Source organism: Methylobacillus gramineus, from assembly GCF_020532675.1.
Lineage (GTDB): Bacteria > Pseudomonadota > Gammaproteobacteria > Burkholderiales > Methylophilaceae > Methylobacillus > Methylobacillus gramineus.
This window is the reverse complement of the sequence record NZ_JAJAVE010000001.1, coordinates 311720-330486: the sequence shown is the minus strand read 5'-3', so window position 1 is coordinate 330486 and position 18767 is coordinate 311720. Positions and strand designations below refer to the sequence as shown.

18 protein-coding genes are annotated in these 18767 nt (G+C 49.8%); 12 read left to right on the top strand and 6 right to left on the bottom strand.

Features of this window, described 5'->3' with window-relative positions; translation table 11 throughout:
• Window positions 1-62 precede the first annotated feature (62 nt).
• From lapB to LG201_RS01570, 3 genes are all read left to right on the top strand, one after another.
• Window positions 63-1226, top strand: coding sequence for a lipopolysaccharide assembly protein LapB (gene lapB / locus LG201_RS01580; RefSeq protein ID WP_226770432.1), 1164 nt, complete (start codon window positions 63-65; stop codon window positions 1224-1226).
• Window positions 1223-1918: an orotidine-5'-phosphate decarboxylase gene (gene pyrF / locus LG201_RS01575; protein WP_226770431.1), complete on the top strand. Its 696-nt coding sequence runs from the start codon at window positions 1223-1225 to the stop codon at window positions 1916-1918. Before lapB ends, pyrF begins: the two co-directional genes overlap by 4 nt.
• A gap of 130 nt (window positions 1919-2048) precedes the next feature.
• Complete coding sequence (locus LG201_RS01570; RefSeq protein ID WP_319006030.1) at window positions 2049-2351, top strand: ComEA family DNA-binding protein; 303 nt, start codon at window positions 2049-2051, stop codon at window positions 2349-2351.
• 73 nt (window positions 2352-2424) lie between these two features.
• Here the strand turns inward: LG201_RS01570 and metG are convergent, their stop codons facing one another.
• Window positions 2425-4473 carry a methionine--tRNA ligase gene (metG, locus tag LG201_RS01565; RefSeq protein ID WP_226770430.1) on the bottom strand — a complete coding sequence of 683 codons (2049 nt, stop codon included), beginning with the start codon at window positions 4471-4473 and terminating at the stop codon, window positions 2425-2427.
• Window positions 4474-4592: 119 nt separating this feature from the next.
• Between metG and apbC the strand changes: the two genes are divergently transcribed.
• A complete protein-coding gene (gene apbC, locus LG201_RS01560; protein WP_226770429.1) occupies window positions 4593-5681 on the top strand; it encodes an iron-sulfur cluster carrier protein ApbC in 1089 nt (362 codons plus the stop codon).
• A 71-nt stretch (window positions 5682-5752) separates the two neighbouring features.
• Here the strand turns inward: apbC and LG201_RS01555 are convergent, their stop codons facing one another.
• Complete coding sequence (locus LG201_RS01555) at window positions 5753-6358, bottom strand: hypothetical protein (RefSeq protein ID WP_226770428.1); 606 nt, start codon at window positions 6356-6358, stop codon at window positions 5753-5755.
• 199 nt (window positions 6359-6557) lie between these two features.
• Window positions 6558-7265: a 6-phosphogluconolactonase gene (pgl, locus tag LG201_RS01550; RefSeq protein WP_226770427.1), complete on the bottom strand. Its 708-nt coding sequence runs from the start codon at window positions 7263-7265 to the stop codon at window positions 6558-6560.
• Window positions 7266-7389: 124 nt separating this feature from the next.
• Between pgl and gnd the strand changes: the two genes are divergently transcribed.
• The 4 genes from gnd to LG201_RS01530 all read left to right on the top strand — a co-directional run bounded on the left by gnd (window position 7390) and on the right by LG201_RS01530 (window position 12850).
• Complete coding sequence (gene gnd, locus LG201_RS01545; RefSeq protein ID WP_226770426.1) at window positions 7390-8301, top strand: phosphogluconate dehydrogenase (NAD(+)-dependent, decarboxylating); 912 nt, start codon at window positions 7390-7392, stop codon at window positions 8299-8301.
• A gap of 84 nt (window positions 8302-8385) precedes the next feature.
• Window positions 8386-9864 carry a glucose-6-phosphate dehydrogenase gene (zwf, locus tag LG201_RS01540; RefSeq protein ID WP_226770425.1) on the top strand — a complete coding sequence of 493 codons (1479 nt, stop codon included), beginning with the start codon at window positions 8386-8388 and terminating at the stop codon, window positions 9862-9864.
• A 76-nt stretch (window positions 9865-9940) separates the two neighbouring features.
• Window positions 9941-10507 carry a dCTP deaminase gene (dcd, locus tag LG201_RS01535; protein WP_226770424.1) on the top strand — a complete coding sequence of 189 codons (567 nt, stop codon included), beginning with the start codon at window positions 9941-9943 and terminating at the stop codon, window positions 10505-10507.
• Window positions 10508-10609: 102 nt separating this feature from the next.
• Window positions 10610-12850 carry an arginine/lysine/ornithine decarboxylase gene (locus LG201_RS01530; RefSeq protein ID WP_226770423.1) on the top strand — a complete coding sequence of 747 codons (2241 nt, stop codon included), beginning with the start codon at window positions 10610-10612 and terminating at the stop codon, window positions 12848-12850.
• A gap of 61 nt (window positions 12851-12911) precedes the next feature.
• Here the strand turns inward: LG201_RS01530 and LG201_RS01525 are convergent, their stop codons facing one another.
• On the bottom strand, window positions 12912-13394 hold the full coding sequence (locus tag LG201_RS01525) for a dihydrofolate reductase (RefSeq protein WP_226770422.1): 483 nt from the start codon (window positions 13392-13394) through the stop codon (window positions 12912-12914).
• 118 nt (window positions 13395-13512) lie between these two features.
• On the opposite strand from LG201_RS01525, the gene LG201_RS01520 reads away from it, so the two are divergent.
• From LG201_RS01520 to LG201_RS01505, 4 genes are all read left to right on the top strand, one after another.
• The gene (locus LG201_RS01520; RefSeq protein WP_226770421.1) at window positions 13513-14949 is read left to right on the top strand and encodes a HAMP domain-containing sensor histidine kinase; all 1437 of its coding nucleotides are present in this window, start codon (window positions 13513-13515) and stop codon (window positions 14947-14949) included.
• Complete coding sequence (locus LG201_RS01515) at window positions 14946-15539, top strand: hypothetical protein (protein ID WP_226770420.1); 594 nt, start codon at window positions 14946-14948, stop codon at window positions 15537-15539. The genes LG201_RS01520 and LG201_RS01515 overlap by 4 nt, the downstream gene beginning before the upstream one ends.
• Window positions 15536-16903, top strand: coding sequence for a sigma 54-interacting transcriptional regulator (locus LG201_RS01510; protein WP_226770419.1), 1368 nt, complete (start codon window positions 15536-15538; stop codon window positions 16901-16903). The genes LG201_RS01515 and LG201_RS01510 overlap by 4 nt, the downstream gene beginning before the upstream one ends.
• A 254-nt stretch (window positions 16904-17157) precedes the next feature.
• Entirely contained in the window at window positions 17158-17613 is a 456-nt protein-coding gene (locus tag LG201_RS01505) for a hypothetical protein (protein ID WP_226770418.1), read from the top strand.
• Between the two features lie 162 nt (window positions 17614-17775).
• Here the strand turns inward: LG201_RS01505 and LG201_RS01500 are convergent, their stop codons facing one another.
• On the bottom strand, window positions 17776-17976 hold the full coding sequence (locus LG201_RS01500; RefSeq protein WP_226770417.1) for a YjfB family protein: 201 nt from the start codon (window positions 17974-17976) through the stop codon (window positions 17776-17778).
• Window positions 17977-18138: 162 nt separating this feature from the next.
• Window positions 18139-18666, bottom strand: coding sequence for a PepSY domain-containing protein (locus tag LG201_RS01495; RefSeq protein WP_226770416.1), 528 nt, complete (start codon window positions 18664-18666; stop codon window positions 18139-18141).
• Window positions 18667-18767: the final 101 nt, after the last annotated feature.

Below are 18767 nucleotides of genomic sequence, written 5' to 3'. Positions count from 1 at the left end.
GTACGCTTTATCCAACATAACACCCGAGACATCACGCACTGGGGCACTCCTGGAACTACATCATGGAATTTGAATACTGGTGGCTGCTCGCCCTACCGCTCTTTTTCACACTAGGCTGGCTGGCCGCCCGTGTTGATATCAATCAATTGCTGACCGAGTCTACTGCCTTGCCTGCAGCCTATTTCAAAGGCCTGAATTTCCTCATTAGCGATCAACACGACAAAGCCATTGAAGCATTTATCGAAGCAGTACAAGCCAATGCGGAGTCCATGGAGTTACATTTTGCCCTGGGCAGCCTGTTCCGTCGCCGAGGTGAAGTAGATCGCGCCATCCACCTGCATCTCAACCTGCTTGAACGCAAGGAGCTGCCAGACCAGCAGAAACAAGCTGTAATGGCAGAACTGGCCCAGGATTACTTAAAAGCAGGCCTGTTTGATCGTGCAGAGGAATTGTTCACCTCATTGCATGACAGTCGCTACAAGCAGACTGCGCTACGGGCTTTACTGGAAATCTATATCCGTGAACGCGAGTGGAACAATGCCATCAAGAGCGCCATTGAACTAGAGCGTTTGTCTGGCATTTCATTCCGCAAGGAAGTCGCCCAGTTTCACTGTGAAATTGCCATGAAGGCTATATTGGAGCATGACACCCACACGGCACGCCATTCGCTGGAGACAGCGATTGAAGCGGATAAACGCTGTGTACGTGCCAATATCATGCTGGGAGACCTTGAAGCTGCCAATGGCACACACAAACTTGCCATCTCCTATTGGAAACGCGTCGAATTCCAGCAAGCAGAATATCTAGGGCTGGTCGCCCCAAAGTTGCTCAGCAGCTATAAGGCACAAGGTAACCTGGACGAAGGCATTGCCCTGCTCAAGACTTATTTACAGTCCTATAAACTCGCTTCCATCCTCAATCTGGTTTATGAAACCACATTGACTGAAGAAGGCCCTGCCAGCGCAGAAAAGCTGGCACGTGACGAGCTAAGTCGCAAACCCAGCCTGCAAACCCTGGATCAATTCCTCCGCGCGCAATCCCTGTTGGAAGATGCCAATCAGCAGGATGCGCTGCTCATGCAACAAACCGTGCGCTATGCCATAGGTAACCGCAGTGCACATTACTGTGATCAATGCGGTTTCCGTGCCCGCAACTTCCATTGGCAGTGTCCCGCATGTAATGCATGGGAATCCCTCTCTCCTGAAAACAAAGAAACTGCGGTATGAACGATCCCAAAATTATTGTCGCACTAGACTATGCTGATACTACCAGTGCGCTCGCCCTTGCCAAAACCCTGGATCCTGCACTTTGTAGACTAAAGGTAGGTAAAGAGCTGTTTACCACCGCAGGTCCGCAACTAGTCTCTCAATTGATCGATCAAGGCTTCGGCGTATTTCTGGACCTGAAATTCCACGATATTCCCAACACCGTTGCCAAGGCCTGTGAGGCTGCAAGCAAATTAGGTGTATGGATGCTCAATGTCCATGCTTCAGGCGGTCTTGCCATGATGGAAGCAGCACAGGAAGGGATTGCGCGCAGCCAGCACTCTCCCTTGCTGATTGCAGTGACTGTGCTCACCAGTATGGATCAAGCCGGCCTACAACAAATTGGTATCCATATTCCTGTGCACGAACATGTACTGCACTTGGCTAACTTGACCCAACAAGCCGGCTTGGCTGGGGTTGTCTGCTCAGCACAGGAAGCCCCGCTGCTACGAGAACATATCGGCCCTGATTTTTGCCTGGTCACACCTGGCATTCGCCCTGCCGATGCCAGCCTGGATGATCAATCTCGCGTCGTGACACCATCACAAGGTCTGAAACTGGGTGCCAGTTACCTGGTCATCGGTCGTCCAATTACCAGAGCAGATAACCCGCTCCTCGCCCTGCAAAACATCAACAACTCACTACACTTATAACAGGAATGATTCACGCCTGATAATCATTATTATCCGTAGATATTTCTCCGTATTGATCAGCATATGATGTAGTGCCTGCTAGAGGTCTTAATGGCGGGCCTACCTTATATCTCTATCAACTCGGGGAAAAATGATGAAAAAATTGTTTCTGGTATTTGCTATCGCATTCAGTTTCGCACTCAACGCCTTTGCCGCAGTAGATTTAAATTCAGCCTCTGTTACAGAACTCGAAACCGTTAAAGGAATTGGCCCATCAAAAGCCCAGGCCATTGTTGATTACCGCAAGGCCAATGGCGGATTTAAGTCAATAGATGACCTGGATAACGTCAAGGGCTTCGGTAAAAAGAGCGTAGACAATCTGCGTAGCGAAGTCACAGTAGGCAAAGCGGCTAAAACCGAAAAACCAGCCAAGTCAGATAAGAAACCAAACTAAAACTCCTTGTAACCAAAAAATAAAAGCCCCAGATGGGGCTTTTATTTTGGGCTGCTCCGCTCAAGCAGACGAGCTACTTCACTCGCATACCCGCTTGGGCACCGCTATCAGGACTCAGGATAAAAGGCCCGCCACGCTCATCACTGGCAGCCAGTACCATACCTTCAGACAAGCCAAACTTCATCTTGCGCGGTGCTAGGTTCGCTACCATCACCGTCAATCGACCTTTAAGCGTCTCTGGATCGTAAGCCGACTTAATCCCGGCAAACACCTGACGCGTCTTTTCTTCACCAATATCCAGGGTCAGCTTGAGTAATTTTTCAGCGCCTTCCACATGTTCAGCATTGGCAATGCGGGCAATTCGCAAATCCACCTTGGTGAAATCATCAATTGAGATGTACTCGCCCTCCTCCGCGCTCGCATCTTGAGTAGCAGGAGCAGCAGACACAGTGCCCGCCTGCTGCTGTAAAGATTCTTTATTGGCTTCCACCATGGCTTCCACCTGCTTGGGATCGATACGCGTCACCAGGTGCTGATAAGGCTTGATGATATGACCTGCGGATAAAGGCAGATCAATATCTCCCCAGGTCAGAGGATTGATATTCAGGAAATCTTCAATCGCAGTAGAAAGTCCTGGCAATACCGGTTTGAGGTAAAGCGTCAACAAACGGAACATTTCCAGAGAAGCCGAACATACCTGATGCAATTCGTCCTCACGTCCTGCTTGTTTAGCCATTTCCCACGGCGCATTCTCCGCCACATAGCCATTCGCCTTATCTGCCAGTGCCATAATTTCCCGCAGAGCACGGCCTGAGTCACGACTTTCAAGACTGGTGCGTATGGCGTCAGCAGCTGTGCGTAGTTCGTTGATGACAGCATTATCCGCAATGGCTGCCAACTTGCTGTCGAAGCGCTTGCTGATAAACCCTGCTGTTCGACTGGCAATATTGATGTACTTGCCCACCAGGTCGCTATTCACGCGCGCAATGAAATCATCCAGACTGAGGTCGATGTCCTCCATGGTGCCATTCAACTTGGCCGCATAGTAATAGCGCAGGTATTCCGGGTTCTTTACATGCTCAAGATAACTACGCGCAGTAATGAAGGTCCCGCGCGACTTGGACATTTTCTCGCCATTCACGGTCAGGAAGCCGTGGGCAAATACCTTGGTTGGTGTGCGATATCCAGAGTATTGCAACGTGGCTGGCCAGAACAAGGCATGGAAATACAGGATGTCCTTGCCTATGAAATGATACAGTTCGGTCTTGGAATCCGCTTTCCAGTACTCGTCAAAATCCAGCCCTATTCTGTCACTGAGGTTCTTGAAACTGGCCATATAGCCGATAGGCGCATCCAGCCAGACATAAAAATACTTGCCGGGCGCATCGGGAATTTCAAAGCCAAAGTAAGGCGCATCGCGCGAAATATCCCAATCTGACAAGCCTGAACCAAACCACTCGCCCATCTTGTTGGCCGCTTCCGCCTGAAGGGTGCCAGAACGTGTCCACTGCTTGAGAAACTCTTCACACTCACTCAGCTTGAAGAAATAATGCTCGGTTTCCTTGCGTACCGGGGTAGCGCCCGATACCGCAGAATAAGGGTTGATCAGCTCAGTTGGGCTATAGGTGGTGCCACAGACCTCGCAGGAATCGCCATACTGATCCTTGGCGTGACACTTTGGGCACTCGCCTTTGATAAACCGATCCGGCAGGAACATATTCTTGACCGGGTCGTAATATTGCTCAATTGTGCGGGTAGCGATTTTGTCATTGGCCTTCAGTTCACGATAAATACGGCTGGATAACTCGCGATTTTCCTCGGAGTTGGTCGAATAGTAATTATCAAACTCGATCAGGAAATCGGAAAAATCTGCATAGTGCTCGGTATGGACGCGACCGATCAACTCCTCTGGCGTAATCCCTTCTTTCTCGGCACGCAGCATGATGGGCGTGCCATGGGTATCATCAGCACACACATAATGTACGGTATGGCCCTGCATCTTCTGAAAACGCACCCAAATATCACTCTGCACATATTCGACCATATGCCCCAGGTGAATGCTGCCATTCGCATACGGCAAGGCTGAGGTAACAAGGATTTTACGTGATGCATTTTCAGACATAATGGAATCGCAGGCATTCAGACAATGTAATCCTGCATTTTAGCAAACTGAAGCGGTTTCACATAAGCAATCCGCATGCGCTAGAATGACTCATTCAGAATTTGCAGGAAATCATACTCATGACGCTTATTGAGTCCCAGGTTCAGGACATCCTCCGAACGGTCACAGACCCTAATACAGGCAAGGATTTTGTTAGCAGCAAGGCGGCTCGCAACATCCAAATCAATGGCAATCATATTTCGGTGGATATTGTGCTGGACTACCCCGCCAACAGTATATTCAGCCAGATCAGGGGCCTCGTGGAAACAGCGCTGAGAACCCTGCCGGGCGTGAGCAATGTCTCTGTCGGTATCAGCAGCCACATTGTCTCGCACAAAGCGCAACGCGGTGTACAGTTGCTACCCAATATCAAAAATATTATCGCTGTCGCTTCCGGCAAGGGTGGCGTGGGGAAATCAACCACGGCTGTGAATCTGGCCCTGGCTCTGGCTGCTGAAGGCGCACGCGTTGGCATTCTGGATGCAGACATCTACGGGCCTTCACAACCGCAGATGCTGGGCATCAGTGGCAGGCCTGACAGCAGCGATGGCAAAAGCATGGAGCCACTGGAGCGGTACGGCCTGCAGGCCATGTCGATAGGCTTTCTCGTCGATATCGATACGCCGATGGTCTGGCGTGGCCCCATGGTGGTCGGCGCACTGGAACAACTACTCCGTGACACCCGCTGGAAGGATCTGGACTATCTGATAGTGGATATGCCGCCCGGCACCGGAGACATCCAGCTCACACTGTCGCAGAAAGTCCCGGTGACTGGTGCCATCATTGTCACCACCCCCCAGGACATTGCCCTGCTGGATGCGCGCAAAGGCTTAAAGATGTTTGAAAAAGTGGGCATCCCCATACTCGGCATTGTCGAGAATATGAGCACCCATATCTGCTCTAATTGCGGCCATGAGGAACATATCTTTGGCGCTGGCGGAGCGCAACGCATGTGCCAGGACTACAAGACCGAACTATTGGGCAGCCTGCCGCTCGATATTCGCATCCGCGAACAGACCGATGGCGGCAAACCTACGGTAGTGGCAGAGCCAGACAGCGCTATCGCCGCCACCTACCGGCAGATTGCCCGTACTACAGCAGTCAAGCTGGCCCAGCTCAGTCAGGATTACAGTAGCAAATTCCCGAACATCGTGATTCAAAACACCTGACAGCAAGCATCTAAGATAATAAAAAACCCACGCCTCTCAGCGTGGGTTTTTTATTATCTGCAACAGTATGATTATTTCTTGGTAGTGCTGACTGGCACAACATCAGCACTACCGGTTGGCCCACCCACCGCAGCGTCATAATTATTCCGTGCATAGGCAATCATCAATTCGCTAATGCGCGCCGCCATATTGCGATCAGTACCACCAAACGAGTAAGCCGCGCCCATTGCATTAGCTCGCTGGTAGAACACGGGTTCGGCAATTATCTTGCCAGTGTCCGCTTCGGTATAACGCATTTTCATGACAATCGCGGAACTGCCAGCAAGCGCCCCAGCCAGAATACGTCCCGCTGTACCCACCAGCTTCACATCACTACAGATAGGCTCTATCAGCAATTTACGGGTACCACTCGCAGTCTTGCTATTCCAGTCCTTTACCATCGGCCCCAGTTTCCAGTTCAATTGTCCTTGAACATCGGTCAAGGCAACATCCGCACCGCGTTGCTTGGCACAATCTTCAGCCGTATTGATAGGTTTCAACTCAAAACTGGAGAATTTAGAGAATGGCTCAAGCGGAGCAGGATTCTGGGCATTGGTCGGCGTACGCACATTGGTAGTACAACCAGAGGTGACCACCACGGCCATAAGCAAAGTGATGATGGAGAGTCTTGATTTCATATTATTTTTCTAAGTCCTGGAAGAAATTACACATTGATCTATCCTGCATCAGGATGATCGCGCAGATGCAGCTGAGAATATTCAATCAAACTCAGCAACCCATGCATGGTTCTACCGAAAAATCCCATTACACAATCTAAAATGTGGTGCAAAGAATTGACCGGTAGCACAACGCGTACAAGGTTAAACAGGCAAAGGGTTAGAGATTAACGCCAAAAATATAGACATCCACACCATTCTTGGGTCGGATGAAGCTGGCAGGGATATCCACCCCAGTGCGCCAGTTATTCACAGCTTCCTGCTTGCCCGCACCAGTCACAAAAAAGACCACTTCCCGGGCATGACTCAGGCGGCCTGCACTGATAGATACACGCTCAGGCGGCGGTTTGGGGGCATCAAACACGGCGACTGCTGCCTGGCTATCATCCCAATGATGTCCGGGGAATAAACTGGCGGTGTGTCCATCCTCTCCCAAGCCCAACAATACAAGATCAAACTCGCCAATGTCCGCCAGCGTTTCGTTATATGCCGCGGCGGCTTCCACTGCGCCACGCTCGGCAGGAATATCATGTACCTGGGACGCTGGAATAGCGACATGCTTTAGCCAGGCATCCTGGGCCATCAGGCTATTACGCTCCTCGTGCTCTGGTGCCAGGCAACGGTCATCGCCGTAATACACATGCCATTTGCTCCAGTCCGTGTCTATCTTGGGCAACAATTGATAGACACTTTTAGGCGTACTTCCACCTGCCAGCACAATGCTGAACTTGCCATAACGGGCAATTGCATTTTTTGCCGCTTCTTCAATATGTTGGACCGCGCTGCTGTAAAGCGCTTCCTGCGCAGTAAAAACCTGCCATCGGCTCACCTGGCCATTAATCACCAGGGATTGCGTTGTATTTTGCATGATGTAAAACCTTCACGTTATAATTATCAAGTTACACGCTGATCTTAATTATCAACTAAGTTCATCTTACCCCAAAAGTCTTACCCACAAGGAAGATGGCATTCTCCTCATCAAGGAAAACTCAATGAAACTCGCAATGATAGGTCTTGGAAAAATGGGTGGCAATATGACACGCCGCCTGCTGAAACATGGTATTGAAGTGGTTGGCTTCGACTTCAATGAAGATACCGTGAATCAAATTTCTCTGGCCAACGGCATGATCCCAGCAAAGTCTGTAGCAGATGCTGTTGAAAAACTGTCTGGTGAACCACAAAAAATTGTCTGGCTCATGCTGCCAAGCGGCGATATCACGGAAAACCAGATCAAGGATCTCGTACCCCTGCTGAACAAGGGCGACATCATCGTTGATGGCGGTAACTCGAATTACAAGCACAGTCAGCGCCGTGGCGTATTCCTGGCTGAACACGGCATACACTTTATCGACTGTGGCACTTCTGGCGGTATCTGGGGCCTGGAAAACGGCTATTGCCTGATGTACGGCGGATCCAAGGAAGCGGCTGAAGTGATTATACCGATTGCCAAGGCCCTGACCCACGAAGACCGCGGTTGGGCGCATGTAGGCCCTGTCGGTTCCGGCCACTTCACCAAAATGCTACACAACGGTATTGAATACGGCATGATGCAGGCGTTTGCGGAAGGCCTGGACTTATTGAAGGGCAAGGAAGAATTTAACCTGGACTTGGCTCAGATCACTGAACTCTGGCGTCATGGTTCCGTTGTTCGTAGCTGGCTGCTGGACTTGACGGCTGAAGCATTGGCCCATGACCAGGAGCTGTCCTCGATTGTCCCTTATGTTGCAGACTCAGGCGAAGGCCGCTGGACCGTAGTGGAAGCCGTGGATCAAGGCGTGGCAGCTCCAGTACTGACCGTGGCATTGCAAGCACGTTTCAGAAGCCAGGATTCCAAAGGCTATAGCTACAAACTGCTGTCCCTGATGCGTAATGCATTTGGCGGTCACGCAGTCAAAACCAAGTAAAGGCATCACATGCCGAACATCATGCCTGGCGTATGATGTTCGGCATCTATCTCCAAATTATCAACATTACTTAGAGAATACTGAATGAAAGTCATAGACCCTTGTACACTTGTGCTGTTTGGTGCCAGTGGCAATCTTTCCCGTATCAAGCTCATGCCTGGCCTGTTCCGCCTGGACCAAGCAGGCCGCTTGCCGGAAAAAATGACCATCCTGTCCGTAGGCCGTAGCCAGGTTTCCCGTGAAGACTGGTTAGCCGACATCAAGGGCATGCTGGATGCCAAGTTCCCCAAGGGATATGACCAGGCAGTATTCAAACGTTTTATCGCGCGTCATCAGTATCACGCCAATCCGCCGGAAGACAAGGATGCATTCAACCGCCTCAAGGCAACGTTGTCGAATGAGGCTGTGTTCCCGCAGAACCTGGCTTACTTCCTGTCCGTGCGCCCTTCCGACTTTGCGACGATTGTCGAACAGCTTGCAGCCGTTGGCCTGACCCAGGAAGACAAGTACTGGCGCCGTGTAGTGGTTGAAAAACCATTTGGCACCGACCTCAAGTCTGCACAGCAACTACAATCCTCAATCACCAAGCACCTCAAGGAAAGCCAGATCTATCGTATAGATCACTATCTGGGCAAATCAGCCTTGCAGAACATTATGCTGCAACGCTTTGCCAATGCGGTACTGGAGCCGCTCTGGAATAACCAGCACATTGATCACGTGCAAATTACCAATACCGAACAACTCGGTGTAGGCGAACGTACCCAGTTCTATGATGCTACTGGTGCCCTGCGTGACATGATTCAGAGCCATGTATTGCAAACCCTGGCGTTGACCGCCATGGAACAGCCCGCTTCACTGAGCCCTGATGACATACGTGCAGAAAAAATCAAGGTGCTGGAAGCCATTCGCCCGATTCCTGCCAATGAACTTGAAAAACACGCTTTCCGCGCCCAATACTCGGCGGGTGAAGTGAAGGTAGAAAAAGTCCCCGGTTATCTGGAAGAACTTGGTGACAGCAGCAGCGTTGTGGAAACCTATGCCGCGCTTAAACTGTTTATCGATAATCCGCGCTGGAAAGGGGTACCGTTCTATATCCGCACGGCTAAACGCCTGCATGAAGCCGACACCCGTATTTCAGTTCGCTTCAAGCAAGCCCCGCTGCAACTGGGTAACGGTCAAGACCAAAACTGGTTGATTATCGGCATTCAGCCACGCGAATGTATCAAACTGGAAATTCAATCCAAGATTCCAGGATTGGATATTGCCACACGCACCATCCAACTGGATGCAGCTAACCGTCAGGAAGGCGATGAAAGCATTGATGCCTACGAGGCACTCCTGCTCAACCTGATGGAAGGCGATAACTCGCTCTACCTGCATATCAGCGAAGTGGAAGCCCAATGGCGCCTGGTAGACCCAGTCATTGAAACTTGGGCCAAGGATCGCAAGCCCGTGCATCAGTACCCAGCAGGCAGCAGCGACCCAGAAGCTTCCAAGGTGATCTTTGAACAGGAAGACCAGTTCTGGCGCTATAGCATTGAGCTGGGTGGCGATCACAAGTAATTATTCATTTTTATGACAAGAATTAAAGCGGAGTAAATACACTCCGCTTTTTGTCTTTCTAGCGAAAGAGACTGCAATGAGCATTAAATCCGACAAATGGATACGCCGCATGGCTGAGCAGCACGGCATGATCGAGCCGTTTGAGCCCACGCTGATCCGCGAGGTGAATGGCGAGAAAATCGTTTCATATGGCACATCCAGCTATGGTTACGATATCCGCTGCGCCAACGAATTCAAGGTATTTACCAATATCAACAGCACCATCGTTGACCCCAAGAATTTTGATCCCAATTCCTTTGTGGAATTTAACGGCGATTACTGCATCATTCCGCCCAACTCCTTTGCGCTGGCTCGCACTGTTGAGTATTTCCGCATTCCACGCAGCGTACTTACGATCTGTCTTGGCAAATCCACTTATGCCCGTTGCGGCATCATTGTGAATGTCACCCCATTTGAGCCTGAATGGGAAGGCTATGTCACGCTGGAATTCAGCAACACCACGCCGCTGCCTGCCAAGATATATTCTGGCGAAGGTTGCGCCCAAGTCCTGTTCCTGGAGTCCGATGAAGTATGTGAAACCTCCTATAAAGACCGAGGCGGAAAATACCAAGGACAAGTCGGCGTTACTCTGCCCAAGATATGATGTGAGTTTGTAATATTCAATTACTGGTTGAAATAGCATAACGCGCGATTGAGTGTGCTATATTCCGCTTTTTTTAATTCTAGGCAGCCTTCAGGAGGCCTCATGAAATTCCGTTTTCCAGTCGTCATCATTGACGAAGATTTCCGCTCAGAAAATTCTTCCGGCCTAGGTATCCGGGTCTTGGCCAAGGCCATAGAGGATGAAGGATTTGAAGTTTTAGGTGTCACCAGCTACGGTGACCTGACCTCCTTTGCCCAACAGCAAAGTCGGGCCTCTGCCTTTATTTTGTCGATTGATGATGAAGAATTTGTGGAGGAATCTCCACACGCACTGGAAAACCTGCGCAAATTCGTTGAAGAAATTCGTTTCCGTAATGAGGAAATCCCGATTTTCCTGCATGGCGAAACACGCACATCGCGCCATATTCCCAATGCCATCCTGCGTGAACTCAATGGTTTTATTCACATGTTCGAGGACACGCCAGAGTTTGTCGCACGCTATATTGTGCGTGAGGCACGTACCTATCTGGACAGCCTGGCTCCACCATTCTTCCGTGCACTGACGCATTATGCGGCGGATGGCTCATACTCCTGGCACTGCCCTGGGCACTCCGGCGGTGTCGCTTTCCTGAAGTCACCAGTGGGGCAGATGTTCCACCAGTTCTTTGGTGAGAACATGTTGCGCGCCGACGTCTGCAATGCCGTTGATGAACTGGGCCAACTGCTAGACCACACGGGCCCGGTAGCTGCGTCTGAACGCAATGCCGCCCGCATATTCAATTGTGACCATTTATACTTTGTCACCAATGGCACCTCCACGTCCAACAAGATCGTCTGGAACTCCACAGTGGCACCGGGCGATGTAGTGATTGTGGACCGTAACTGCCACAAGTCAGTATTGCACGCCATCATCATGACCGGGGCTATCCCGATTTTCCTGATGCCGACCCGTAATCACTTCGGCATTATTGGTCCTATCCCCAAAGAGGAATTTTGCTGGGAAAACATCCAGAAAAAACTCGAAGCCAACCCATTTATTGGTGACAAGACTGTTAAACCACGCGTGCTGACCATTACTCAGTCGACTTACGACGGTGTGCTTTATAACGTTGAGGAAATCAAGGAAATGCTCGATGGCAAGATTGATACCTTGCATTTCGACGAAGCCTGGTTACCGCATGCCACCTTCCACGATTTCTATGGCGACTACCATGCCATAGGCGCCGATCGCCCACGCTGCAAAGAATCCATGATATTTTCCACCCAGTCCACGCACAAGTTACTGGCGGGATTGAGCCAGGCCTCGCAAATTCTGGTGCAGGATGCACAGGATATCCAGCTTGATCGTGACCTCTTCAACGAGGCCTATCTGATGCACACATCCACCAGCCCGCAATACTCGATTATTGCCAGCTGTGATGTGGCGGCGGCCATGATGGAAGCGCCTGGCGGCACTGCCCTGGTGGAAGAGTCCATCATGGAAGCGCTTGATTTCCGCCGTGCCATGCGCAAGGTGGATGAAGAATGGGGCGTTGACTGGTGGTTCAAGGTCTGGGGGCCTGATGACCTGTCTGAAGAAGGCATAGAAGAACGTGCTGCCTGGATGCTGAAAGCGGGCGAACGCTGGCATGGTTTCGGCAATCTGGCCGAAGGCTTCAATATGCTGGATCCGATCAAGGCCACCATTATCACGCCTGGCTTGGATGTCGATGGTGCATTCTCGGATGACATCGGTATTCCGGCTGCCATCGTTACCAAATATCTGGCGGAGCATGGCGTCATTGTGGAGAAAACCGGTCTTTACTCCTTCTTCATCATGTTCACGATTGGCATTACCAAAGGTCGCTGGAACACCATGGTAACGGCATTACAGCAGTTCAAGGATGACTACGACAAGAACCAGCCGTTGTGGAAGGTATTACCCGAGTTTGTCGCCAAGCATCCACGTTATGAGCGCATAGGCCTGAAAGAACTATGTAAGCAGATCCACGAAATCTACACGGCCAATGACGTTGCGCGCTTAACCACGGAAATGTATTTATCCAATATGGTACCCGCCATGAAGCCTACCGATGCCTTTGCCAAGGTGGCTCATCGCAAGATAGATCGCGTGCAGATTGACGATCTGGAAGGCAGGATCACCGCTGTGCTGCTGACGCCATATCCTCCAGGTATTCCTTTGTTGATTCCAGGCGAACGCTTTAACAAGATCATCATCAACTACCTGCAGTTTGCTCGGGAGTTCAACGAGCGTTTCCCAGGATTTGAGACTGACGTCCATGGCTTAGTAAAAGAGATAGTCGATGGCAAGGCAAACTACTACGTAGACTGCGTCATCAGCTAGGCAACTTGCTATTAAAAAGCCCCGATTGTGTGATGCGATCGGGGCTTTTTTTATCAGCAAACTATTGGCGCTGATAAGTCATATAGGTGAATGACAGGCCCTTGGCGCTGACGTGTTGCTCACGGCTTATCTCCTGCCAATCTGTCAGGTCGAATTCAGGCAGGAAAGCATCTCCTTCGAACGCAGCATCAATCTGTGTGATATAAAGCCGATCTGCCAGCTGCAAGCCTTCGCGGTATAACTCGGCACCACCGATAAGAAAAACCTCGTCATCCCCTTCAGCCAGTAGCACCGCCTCTTGCAGGGAATGGGCAATCAGTGCACCTGACACCTGATAATCGCGGTTACGCGTCACAATGACCGTGGTACGGTCAGGCAGCAAACGGTTAAGCGAATCATACGTCTTGCGACCCATGATGATGTGATGTCCCGTGGTCAATGCGCGAAATCGTTTAAGATCTTCAGGCAAATGCCAGGGCAAGGTGTTGTTCAAACCGATCACCCGCTGCTGGGCGACCGCAACAATAAGAGAAAGATTAGCCATAGCGCCATTATACGTGGAGTTTTTGTCTAGCAAGTTTGTAAGACAATCACCGCTCCCGGTAAATTGGCATATGGGTTAACATAAAAGACCCCCTTCGCCGATCAGATGGATAACCCGCTTGCAAATCGCCTACCCTAAATCATTTCTTAAACTGCTGTTGATCGGCTTTGCACTCGCCATGCTGCCATTGCTGTTTGCTTTTGGTAATGCGGCACTCTATCTGGACAGACTGGCAACCCAAAGCCGCGACACCGTCACGCAGGCAGTACAGGCAACCCGTGCCAGCCGTGCGCTAGTGGAGCAGATTACCTTCATGGAGCGCAGTGCACGCCAATATTGGGTGCTGGAGGACGAGCTACTACTGGATAACTATGAACGTGCGCATGACAAGTTTATCGACTCCCTGGAAGATCTGGACCGGCTGCCACTGACCAGCAAGCAGAAAACCTCACTGCATCAGCTCACCCAGCAAGAAGCCACGCTCTATCAGAATGTGATGCAACATCCTGCCCAAGCCGTACCGGCTGACGAGATGGTGGCAAAGTTTGCGGAGCTGACTGGCAAAGCCCAAGATATCCTGGACGAAAATAACCGCCAGATTGACCGCGAATCGGCCATCCTTGCAGAAACAGCAGAGCGCACCCAGCAAATCATGTTGTGGCAAACCCTGACGCTGATTCCTGTTGCCCTGCTGGTTGCCATTATCATCACCTTTCTGGTAGCACAGCCGATACGCCGCATGGATGCCGCGATCCGTAAACTGGGAGAAGGTGACTACAAGGAGCCTATCAGCATTGATGGGCCGGGTGACCTACGCAGCCTTGGGGAGCGCCTGGATTGGCTACGCGCTCAACTCAATGAACTGGATCAGCAAAAACAACGCTTTTTGCGTAATGTCTCGCACGAACTGAAAACCCCGCTCACGGCAATTCGTGAAGGCAGTGAACTCCTTAGTGATGAGGTAGGCGGTGCACTGACGCCACAGCAACGTGAAATTGCGGGCATCTTGCGTGAAAGCAGCCTGCGTTTACAAAAGATGATAGAAAACCTGCTGAGTTATACTGCGGTCCAATTTCATGCACCACATTTAAAACTGGAGCAGATCGCCTTAACCAAACTGACAGAGGAAATTCTTGGCGATTATTCGCTGACGATTTCTACTAAAGCCATTAATATCCAGCGCGACTTTTTCCCTACCGAGATCATGGCAGACCAGGAGAAGATACATTCCGTGATTGATAACCTGGTCTCCAACGCCATCAAGTACACCCCTCAATCCAGCAATATCCGCATCAGCATCACCCAGCAATCCGGTCATGCCATTATTGAAGTTCATGATGGCGGCCCTGGTGTCATGTCTGCAGACAAGGCCAAGCTGTTCGACCCCTTCTATCGTGGTGACAGCGTCTATGAAAGCCTGGTCAGCGGCAGCGGACTGGGACTCTCCATTGCCAAGGAATATGCAGATGCCCACGGCGGCGAAATTATTCTATTACCTTCAGAACGCGGTGCTCACTTCCGCGTTTCATTGCCATTGAAAGCTGTAAAATCATGAAATTGCATGTATTCCCCCCCCTAGTATTCAGTGTCCTTCTCACCGCTTGCGCGCATACAAGCCCTACTCCTGCAAAAACTGACCTGGAGACCAAAAAATCCGACAGCACTCCTTTGCATCAGCCCAGCACTAGCCAGACTGCTGTTACCAGTTACCATCAGCCCAGCCTGCTGGAGTTTGCATTTGATTTTTCAGAGATGACCCCAGAAACACAGAAAAAAGAACTGACACAAATTCAGGACAAAATCAGCGCGCATCGTGATGAATTGCATCATAAAGTCAAGGCAGCCATGATTTACTCCATTCCTGGTAGCCGTTTACGTGACTCCAGCAAGGCACAACCCTTGCTTGATGAGTTGACGCGCGAAAAACGGCTGAACTCGGAAGAGAAAATGATGGTCGCTATTCTCAGGGAATATGCCCTGGAAGCCAGCAAACTCAGCCAGCGCATCCGTGATGAGCAGAAACGCACCGAAGAAAACCAGCAAAAAGCGGATGCCTTGCAGCAAAAACTGGATGAACTAAAGAAAATTGAGAGGACCATGATGCAGAAATCACTGAAAGAGCTAAGTCGAGGAAGTGGTAAATGACTGAAGTTACAAAAAGAATTCTCACAGTCGATGATGATCCAGACATTCTTAAACTGATGGGAATGAGGCTCAAAGCTGCGGGATATCAGGTCATTACTGCTACCAACGCAGATGAAGCCTTGTCGCAAATTGCCATCAGTCGACCTAACCTCGTCATTACTGATTTACGCATGCCTGGTATGGATGGACTGGCATTGTTTGATGTTATCCATAAGTCTGATCCGTCACTGCCCGTCATCATGGTGACTGCCCATGGATCGATTCCTGAAGCGGTTGATGCCACACAGCGCGGCGTATTCGGCTTTCTCACCAAGCCTTTTGATAGCAAGTCACTATTACAGCAAGTGGAAGCGGCTCTGCGCATAGGCACTGGCACCTTGCATCACACCAACAGCGAGGATGACCACGAGTGGCGTAAAACCATTATTACCCGTAGTCCTCAAATGGAAAATCTGCTTGGTCAAGCCAAGCTGATGGCGATTTCCGACGCCAGCGTGTTCATTCAAGGTGAAAGCGGAACCGGTAAAGAACTACTGGCACGGGCGATTCACCAGGCCAGTCCACGTAACCAACAACCGTTTATTGCGATTAACTGTGGCGCCATTCCTGAAGCCCTGCTTGAGTCAGAACTATTTGGCCATAGCAAAGGGGCGTTTACTGGTGCACTGCGTGACCATAAGGGCCTGTTCCAGACCGCTGATGGCGGCACGCTGTTTCTGGATGAAATCGGCGACATGCCCCTACCCTTGCAAGTCAAGTTGCTACGGGCCTTGCAGGAGCGCGCAGTCCGCCCCGTGGGGGCGAATGCCAGTATTAATATTGATGTCCGTGTGATTTCCGCCACCCATCGTAACCTGGCAGAAGAAATGAAAGCCGGACGTTTCCGTGAAGACCTGTATTATCGTATTAATGTGGTGGGCCTGGAAATTCCCGCACTTGCTGCGCGGCGTGAGGATATCTCATTGCTAGCCAATAACTTCCTGAATGATCTGACCACTAAATATCGTAAGAAACTCAATGGCTTTGCACCTGAGGCTCTTGAACTTCTGATCGCTGCACCATGGCCTGGCAATGTCCGTCAGCTACAAAATATTGTGGAACAAACCGTTGTCCTGTCCACCACCTCGTTAATCCCGGCCACACTGGTACAAAAGGCGTTGCAAGATGATATAGGCGGTATCGTGCCTTTTGAGGTTGCACGCAAAAACTTTGAACGGGATTATCTTGTAAAACTGCTGAAAGCCACTAATGGAGGGGTGACACAAGCTGCTCGCCTTGCCCAGCGCAACCGCACCGAGTTTTATAAACTCCTACAACGTCACCAGCTGACCCCTGCATTATTCAAGAACGACAGTAACTCCTAATGTAACGCTCAATGCCGACGTCTCAATTCAGAGACTTAATTTATCATTATTTTTCAATAACTTACTACAAGCACTATTTAATTGTCTCTTTATGGAGACGATTAAATAGTGGTCACAAGCCTACAAATAACCTTCAAGCTATTGATTAAATTAAGCTATTTAAAGTTGGCACGATCTTCGCTATATATCAATCAGCAAAAACTCAGCTGTTCCGTTTAAGTTGAGTGCATGATAAATCGTCGGAGACTGAAAAAATGTCTAACAATATTAAAAAAACACATCCTATGGTATTGGTCGCTGCAACGGCCCTCACCATATTCAGCCTCTTGGGAAGTGCTGCCATTACTGGCCTGATCCCAACTGCGCATAGTTATCGCCCTGATTTGGCACAAGAGCTCATGACAGAAACCAATGCGACAATGGCCGTTGGTGAGACGATCAACAACAGGATGAGTAGCAGCACTAACAATAAAGAGTTAAGCAATCCTCAGCAACAAAAAGCATGTAAGGATTGTGGAACAATCATCTCTATACGGTCATTTGACAGTGATATTGATCAGCTATACAGCGCAGAAAATGCCAATATTGCTTATATGATCAAGGTGAAAATGGGTAACGGCAACCTGAATACCGTCATGCAATATAGCAAACCACGCTATTCTGTAGGTGACCAAGTAAAACTCAGAAGTGGTAAATTAGTTAGCGCATAACCCGAACATATTATCTCCAGGCTCCTCATAGCAGGCCTTTATCCTCCCCGAGAAGGTCTGTTTTTTTATTCCCAACCAAAAGCCCTGCATTGCAGGGCTTTTGGTTTATTGTGAGGCAATATCTCGCCTAATACATCAGGCTACATTCAGGAAGGCTACTGTCTAGGCGGTCGTGTTGACGTTTTGACCGAGATGATCAGGCAGATTAGGCGCAGATGGCAATTGAGGTAATGCCTGAAGCAAAGCCAGCGCATTGGATGAGCTGATATCCAGCGCTTTCTTCAACACACTAATTCCCACCTCTTGCTGCAGCTTGGTGGCAGAAAGTTCAGTGGCGACATTGGCAATCGCATTGATATCCATACGGTGACTCCTTTGCTGAATCTGATCTATGCCTTATTAACGGCATTCATAGGCCCAGCTTTAACTGCCGCATCCATATTGATTGCCATACCCCCAAAACCTATAGTCAAAAAAAACGCTCCCTAAGGAGCGTTGATTGACTGTCCGTACAGTCAGAAACTTTTATTCCTTACCGATCTGGTAGAACTCTTGGTGAGCTTCGACCACCTTACCGCTGGTTGCATCCACTTCTACCTTGATTTCCTTACCATCCTTGGTCTTAATATCAAACTCGTAAGAAGCAGAACCGTCCTTCTCGATTTCATATTCAACTTCAACGATTTCACCTGGGTAAGCAGCAAGTGCAGTCTTGCGTGCATCTGCTTCATTCACTTTAAGCTTGGCCTTAAACAAAGGATGGTCAGCAGAATCAACTTCCTGCTCAACTTCCACAATCTTGCCTGTGTTGGCATCGCACTCTACATCCCATGCAGTACCATCAGCGGATTCGATATCAAACTCATAGACCGGAGTTTTGTTTTCAAGCTTAAGCTCAACCTTGACTACATCACCAGCTTTAGTCTTGAGAGCGGCTTGCAAGCATTTTTCTAGGCTTACTTTTGTTTTTGGGAACTCGTGGTGATCAGCCAGAGCCAGAGTGCTGGTTGCAGCAAATACCAATGCGCTAATGCTTAGTGCGAATTTCTTCATTGTCATCTCCAATTTTTTTATAAACTGGCTGAATTATATATGAGAATTTATTTTTCGGGAAAAAATCCCGAATTATTTTCCATAAAATCCCAAAATTTCTT

Coding starts and splice junctions, on each gene's coding strand:
- LG201_RS01495 (WP_226770416.1), bottom strand. CDS start 18,666: ATGAAGAAATTCGCACTAAGCATTAGCGCATTGGTATTTGCTGCAACC.
- gnd (WP_226770426.1), top strand. CDS start 7,390: ATGAAACTCGCAATGATAGGTCTTGGAAAAATGGGTGGCAATATGACA.
- LG201_RS01570 (WP_319006030.1), top strand. CDS start 2,049: ATGATGAAAAAATTGTTTCTGGTATTTGCTATCGCATTCAGTTTCGCA.
- apbC (WP_226770429.1), top strand. CDS start 4,593: ATGACGCTTATTGAGTCCCAGGTTCAGGACATCCTCCGAACGGTCACA.
- dcd (WP_226770424.1), top strand. CDS start 9,941: ATGAGCATTAAATCCGACAAATGGATACGCCGCATGGCTGAGCAGCAC.
- LG201_RS01555 (WP_226770428.1), bottom strand. CDS start 6,358: ATGAAATCAAGACTCTCCATCATCACTTTGCTTATGGCCGTGGTGGTC.
- LG201_RS01530 (WP_226770423.1), top strand. CDS start 10,610: ATGAAATTCCGTTTTCCAGTCGTCATCATTGACGAAGATTTCCGCTCA.
- metG (WP_226770430.1), bottom strand. CDS start 4,473: ATGTCTGAAAATGCATCACGTAAAATCCTTGTTACCTCAGCCTTGCCG.
- LG201_RS01525 (WP_226770422.1), bottom strand. CDS start 13,394: ATGGCTAATCTTTCTCTTATTGTTGCGGTCGCCCAGCAGCGGGTGATC.
- lapB (WP_226770432.1), top strand. CDS start 63: ATGGAATTTGAATACTGGTGGCTGCTCGCCCTACCGCTCTTTTTCACA.
- zwf (WP_226770425.1), top strand. CDS start 8,386: ATGAAAGTCATAGACCCTTGTACACTTGTGCTGTTTGGTGCCAGTGGC.
- LG201_RS01505 (WP_226770418.1), top strand. CDS start 17,158: ATGTCTAACAATATTAAAAAAACACATCCTATGGTATTGGTCGCTGCA.
- LG201_RS01510 (WP_226770419.1), top strand. CDS start 15,536: ATGACTGAAGTTACAAAAAGAATTCTCACAGTCGATGATGATCCAGAC.
- pyrF (WP_226770431.1), top strand. CDS start 1,223: ATGAACGATCCCAAAATTATTGTCGCACTAGACTATGCTGATACTACC.
- LG201_RS01500 (WP_226770417.1), bottom strand. CDS start 17,976: ATGGATATCAATGCGATTGCCAATGTCGCCACTGAACTTTCTGCCACC.
- LG201_RS01515 (WP_226770420.1), top strand. CDS start 14,946: ATGAAATTGCATGTATTCCCCCCCCTAGTATTCAGTGTCCTTCTCACC.
- pgl (WP_226770427.1), bottom strand. CDS start 7,265: ATGCAAAATACAACGCAATCCCTGGTGATTAATGGCCAGGTGAGCCGA.